This window comes from Sandarakinorhabdus rubra (assembly GCF_010994245.1).
GTDB classification, from domain to species: Bacteria; Pseudomonadota; Alphaproteobacteria; order Sphingomonadales; family Sphingomonadaceae; genus Sandarakinorhabdus; species Sandarakinorhabdus rubra.
The window spans coordinates 1-4,440 of the sequence record NZ_WMHO01000212.1; the positions used below are offsets into that span (position 1 = coordinate 1).

4 protein-coding genes and 1 pseudogene are annotated in these 4,440 nt (G+C 68.5%); 1 reads left to right on the forward strand and 4 read right to left on the reverse strand.

All coding sequences use genetic code 11. The annotated features are described in order from the left end of the window. From GJV64_RS11810 to GJV64_RS11825, 4 genes and pseudogenes are all read right to left on the reverse strand, one after another. Positions 1–444, reverse strand: a pseudogene (locus GJV64_RS11810) (GTP cyclohydrolase II); the annotation flags it as partial. Then, on the reverse strand, positions 441–1,229 hold the full coding sequence (locus GJV64_RS11815; RefSeq protein WP_205599616.1) for an exodeoxyribonuclease III: 789 nt from the start codon (positions 1,227–1,229) through the stop codon (positions 441–443). The gene GJV64_RS11815 and the pseudogene GJV64_RS11810, both read right to left, overlap by 4 nt. Positions 1,230–1,510: 281 nt before the next feature. Then, positions 1,511–2,107 (reverse strand): outer-membrane lipoprotein carrier protein LolA, encoded by a 597-nt coding sequence (locus GJV64_RS11820; RefSeq protein ID WP_164157413.1) that lies wholly within the window; start codon positions 2,105–2,107, stop codon positions 1,511–1,513. 48 nt (positions 2,108–2,155) lie between these two features. Beyond that, on the reverse strand, positions 2,156–2,956 hold the full coding sequence (locus GJV64_RS11825) for a helix-turn-helix transcriptional regulator (RefSeq protein ID WP_164157414.1): 801 nt from the start codon (positions 2,954–2,956) through the stop codon (positions 2,156–2,158). A 274-nt stretch (positions 2,957–3,230) separates the two neighbouring features. Here GJV64_RS11825 and GJV64_RS11830 point away from each other — a divergent pair. Then, positions 3,231–4,440 (forward strand): multiheme c-type cytochrome (locus tag GJV64_RS11830; RefSeq protein WP_164157415.1); only part of this gene is annotated, 1,210 nt, incomplete at its 3' end.

Below are 4,440 nucleotides of genomic sequence, written 5' to 3' on the forward strand. Positions count from 1 at the left end.
GACGGCAGTGGCGATGCCGGCCTGCGGCACCGCATAGACCGCCGGGATCAGCCCGGCATGCTTGGCAAGGGCAACGGCGGCGCGGGCCGCAGCGGCATCGGCGCCCAGCGCGCGGCTCCTGAACGGGCCCTTGAACGGGGTGGCGAGATCGAGCACCGGATCGGCCACCGCGCGGCTGCTTGCCAGATCGAGCCAGTCCGGCCGATTCACCCACACCGGTTCCGGATCGGGCGCGGCGGCCGCGATCTGGTTGGCGAGATTGAGCACGGCGGCCCGGTGGGCGGTGATGACCAGCCCGGCCCGCGCCTGCGCTTCCAGCGCCGCCAACGTGTCGGCATCGGCCAGTTCGGCAGACAGGATGGCGAGGTCATCCACCGCGACGATCCGCCCGCGCCGCAGCGCGTCACTGGCCGCTTCGGCCACATAGGCCGGCGCGATGCTCACAGGTCGAGCGTCACGATCTGCGGGATGTGGTCAGACGGCTTGCCCCAGTCGCGCGCGTCTCGGATCGCATCAAATCCGGTGGCCTGGGGAGCCAACACCGGCGAGCACCAGATATGGTCCAGTCGCCGGCCGCGGTCGGAGGCGCGCCAGTCGTTGTTGCGATAGCTCCACCAGGTGAAGAATTTTTCGGGCGCCGGGTTGAAGCGGCGGCCCAGGTCCACCCAGTCGTGACTCTGCTGCAGCCGGGTCAGCGCTTCCACCTCGATGGGCGTGTGGCTGACCACATCCAGAAGCGCCTTGTGGTTCCACACGTCGCATTCCAGCGGCGCGATGTTGAAATCACCCACGATCACGGCCGCGTCCTGCAGCCCTTCCGACCAGCGGGTCATGCGCTCGACGAAGTCCAGCTTCTGGCCGAACTTGGGGTTCACCTCGCGGTCCGGCACGTCGCCGCCGGCCGGGACATAGACATTTTCGAGGATCACGCCGCCGGGCAGCCGCACGCCGATATGGCGGGCCTCGCCATTATCCTGCCAGTCATAGCGCCAGGCGCCTTCCAGCGGGATGCGCGACACGGTGGCAACGCCGTGGTGCATGCGCTGCCCGTTGATGAAGCGGTGGGTGTAACCCAGCTGGTCGAATAAGCCGTGCGGGAACAGCGCGTCCATCACCTTGGTTTCCTGCAGGCACAGTATGTCGGGCTGCTGTTCGCGCAGGAACTGCTCGACGATGTCGGCACGGGCGCGGACGCTGTTGATGTTCCAGGTGGCGATGCGGATGGCCATGGCTGGGCTTTAGGCGAAGCCGCTGGCTTCGTCACCTGTCGGCCTGAGGGGTAACAGGCTAGGGCACCAGACAGGATGAACCCCCGGCGCCGGGGGCGTGGCGCCGGGGGTTCTTTTTGCGCTCGTCACGCAGGCAAGGGAGCTTTTACGCGCCACCGATCCGATCAACAGGGGGCAAAACCGGACGCGGCGACTGGCTCACTGCTGGGACATGTATGACCGATTCGACCTTGCCCCGGCATGAACGGTTTCAGACAGGTTGATGACAGACCTGCGGCGGTTCAGCGCGGGCCTTCTCGGCGCGGATCGACGAATGCGAAGCTTACGCCCTTGAGGCTGGCATTGTAGCGCTGGTTGCTGAGCGTGACGGCGCTGATGCCGCCCTGGGCGTCGCGTGCCGTCCAGCCGGCCAGTGCCAGCCCGGCGGGCGCCGCGGCATTGCGCACGAAACGGATGGTGAGCGTGCCGAACTCCGGACGCTTGGGGTCGCGGGCTTCCACCGTGATGCCACCGGCATCGTCGCCGACGATGCGCGCCACCGGTGCGAGATCGGGATCGTTGGCCAGCAGGATCTGCAATGGCGTGCGCCTGACCGGCCACTGGCTGACCTGTTTCACCTCATAGTCCACGAACGACAGCGTGCGGCCATCGCCCACCAGCAGCATCGGCGCCTTGTCATACTGGAATCGCACGCGGCCGGGCCGCGCCAGCCACAGCTTGCCCGTCAGCACCCGGCCATCCGCGCCGGCCTGGCTGAAATCGGCAGCGAGGCTGGTGGTGCCCTTCAGCGCGGCAGACACATCGGCGAGCGTGGCGGCAGCGGCCGGCGCTGCGAACAGCATCGGGCCAATCAGCAGGAGGGGAAACAGTGTTCTCATGCCACCGCCCTACACGGCGGCGGCTTCACAGCCCATGAACAATCTGGCTCAGGCGGCTGCGCCGAGATAGCCCAGCTGCGCCGCCTTGAAGATGGTCTGGCTGCGATTGACGGCGTTCAGCTTCTCGCCGGCGTTCTGGATGTGGAAGCGCACGGTTGCATGGCTGCGCGACAGGATCAGGCTGATCTCCTTGTCGGTCTTGCCGATGCTGGCCCAGCGCAGGCATTCCACCTCGCGCTTGGTGAGCTGGCAGTCACCGGGCAGCCAGCGGCGGGTGCGGTGCGCCTTCACGTAACCGGCCAGGAAGCGGTGCGACATCAGCGCGAACGTGTCGCCCCAGGCGTCATATTCGGCCGACAGATCGGTACAGGCCGGATCGCGGCTGACGAAGCACACGGCGCCGATCTGGCCGAAGGGCAGATGCACCGGCACCACGATCGCCGCCCGGGTGAGCGCCCGCTTCTCGAAATTCTCGAGGTTCATCTCGTCGAGATAGGGGTTGGGCTGGCGGGTGTAGAAGCCGCCGGCATTGGCCCAGAAGACTTCCGATTCATAGCGACAGGCGCGCGGCAGCGGCGAGGACAGGGCCAGCTTGCTGTCCTTCCACCAATGCTCGCTCTCGCCGGTCCAGCCGAACACGTCGGCGGCCAGGATATTGCCGTCGGCATCCTCCATCGGTGCCTTCGACGCGATATTGTCTGCCGCGATCACGTGCAGCCCGCCGCACGACAGCGCGATATCGCGCAGCGCCTCGGCCGCGCCGCGCACATCGCGCATCGATCTCACCGACACCGCCTCCACGCAGGCCTTCAGATCATGCGCCGCACAAGGTTTGGCCAGAACGTCCATCGATCTCTCCCCATAACCGGCAGCGCGAGGAGACCGGCCTCTGTCGGGCCGTGCGTGTCCCATCCGCCCTCATTGATTCGAGAGGCAACTAAACACAGCAAGGGCGATGCTGCAATGGCGCCCCGCCGCCGCAGCCCTGCAGCCCGCCCGGCGCTGGCGCAAATTGCGCACGGCCTGGCGCCGCTGTGGCGCCGGCCCGTCCACAGGCCAAGCCGGTTCAAGCGCTTGCATCGTCCCGGCGCTTTGATAACGTCCCTCCATCCGGGGGGTAAGGATGCGCGTTGGTGCGGCAGCAGCGGGCCGAAGCCGGAACAGGGCCCGGCGCAGTGTCGGCCTGAACGGGTTTCTGGCCGATCTGGTGCTGCGAGTCGCGCTGCTGCTGGTCCTTGTTGGCCCCGTTGCCGCGCAGCCGGCGCGCCCCCGCGCCCATGAAGGCGTGGCCAGCTGTGCCGGTTCCACCTGCCACGGCCGCCAGGAAGCCACCGGGCCGCGTGTCCGCCAGAATGAAGTGCTGATCTGGAGCAACCCCGCCAGCATCGCCGGGGCTCACAGCCGGGCGTGGACGGTGCTGGCGCAGCCACGCGCCCAGGCCATCGGCCGGCGGCTCGGCATCGCCAACGTGGCCGCCAGCGCCGAATGCATCAACTGCCACGGCGATCCGGCGCCCGCGCGTGGAGCGAAATGGCAGCAATCCGATGGAGTGGGTTGCGAGGCCTGCCACGGCCCGTCCACGCGCTGGCTGGCCAGCCATGCCGGCGTGAAAGCCAGCCATGCCGACAACGTCGCCCGCGGGATGCTGGCGCTCGACAATCCGGCGGTGCGGGCCGGCGTGTGCCTCGATTGCCATTATGGCTCGGCCAAACCGGGCCAGTTCCCGTTCCACCGCCTGATGGCCGCCGGCCACCCGCGCCTGGCCTTCGAGCTTGACCTGTTCACCGCGCTGCAGAGCCACCACGACGAGGACAGCGATTATGCCTCCCGCAAGCGCGTGGCCGGCGGCATCCAGACCTGGGCGGTGGGCCAGGCTCTGTCGGTGGAGCGGGCGCTGTCGCTGCTGCCTTCTGTGTCTGCCGGCTTTGGCGGGCCGGATTTCACGGTCTTCGACTGCCGGTCCTGCCATCGCACCTTCAGCGACGATCCGGCGGTGCCGATCGTGGCGCGCACCAACGGCTGGCGGCCAATCCCGCCGGGTCAGCCGGTGTGGAATGATGAACAGATGATCATGCTGGCCGCCGCCGCAAGGGTCGCGGCGCCTGATCTTGCCCGTCGGTTTGAAACCGAGGTGCGGGCCTTCCATGCGGCGCTGGGCGGGGACCGGGCCGGCGCGCTGAAGGCCGCTGCGGCCTTGCGGGCCACCGCTTCGGTGCTGGCCGCGCGCTTTGCCGGCGCCCGGTTCGACCGGGGCCAGGCCTTCGCGCTGATGGAGGCGGTGCTGGTGGCGGGCGCGCCGGCCTACACCGACTATCAGGGCGGCGCCCAGGCGG

Bases quoted from the DNA above. Each gene is read 5' to 3' on its own strand.
- GJV64_RS11815 (WP_205599616.1), bottom strand. From the start codon at position 1,229: ATGGCCATCCGCATCGCCACCTGGAACATCAACAGCGTCCGCGCCCGT.
- GJV64_RS11820 (WP_164157413.1), bottom strand. From the start codon at position 2,107: ATGAGAACACTGTTTCCCCTCCTGCTGATTGGCCCGATGCTGTTCGCA.
- GJV64_RS11825 (WP_164157414.1), bottom strand. From the start codon at position 2,956: ATGGACGTTCTGGCCAAACCTTGTGCGGCGCATGATCTGAAGGCCTGC.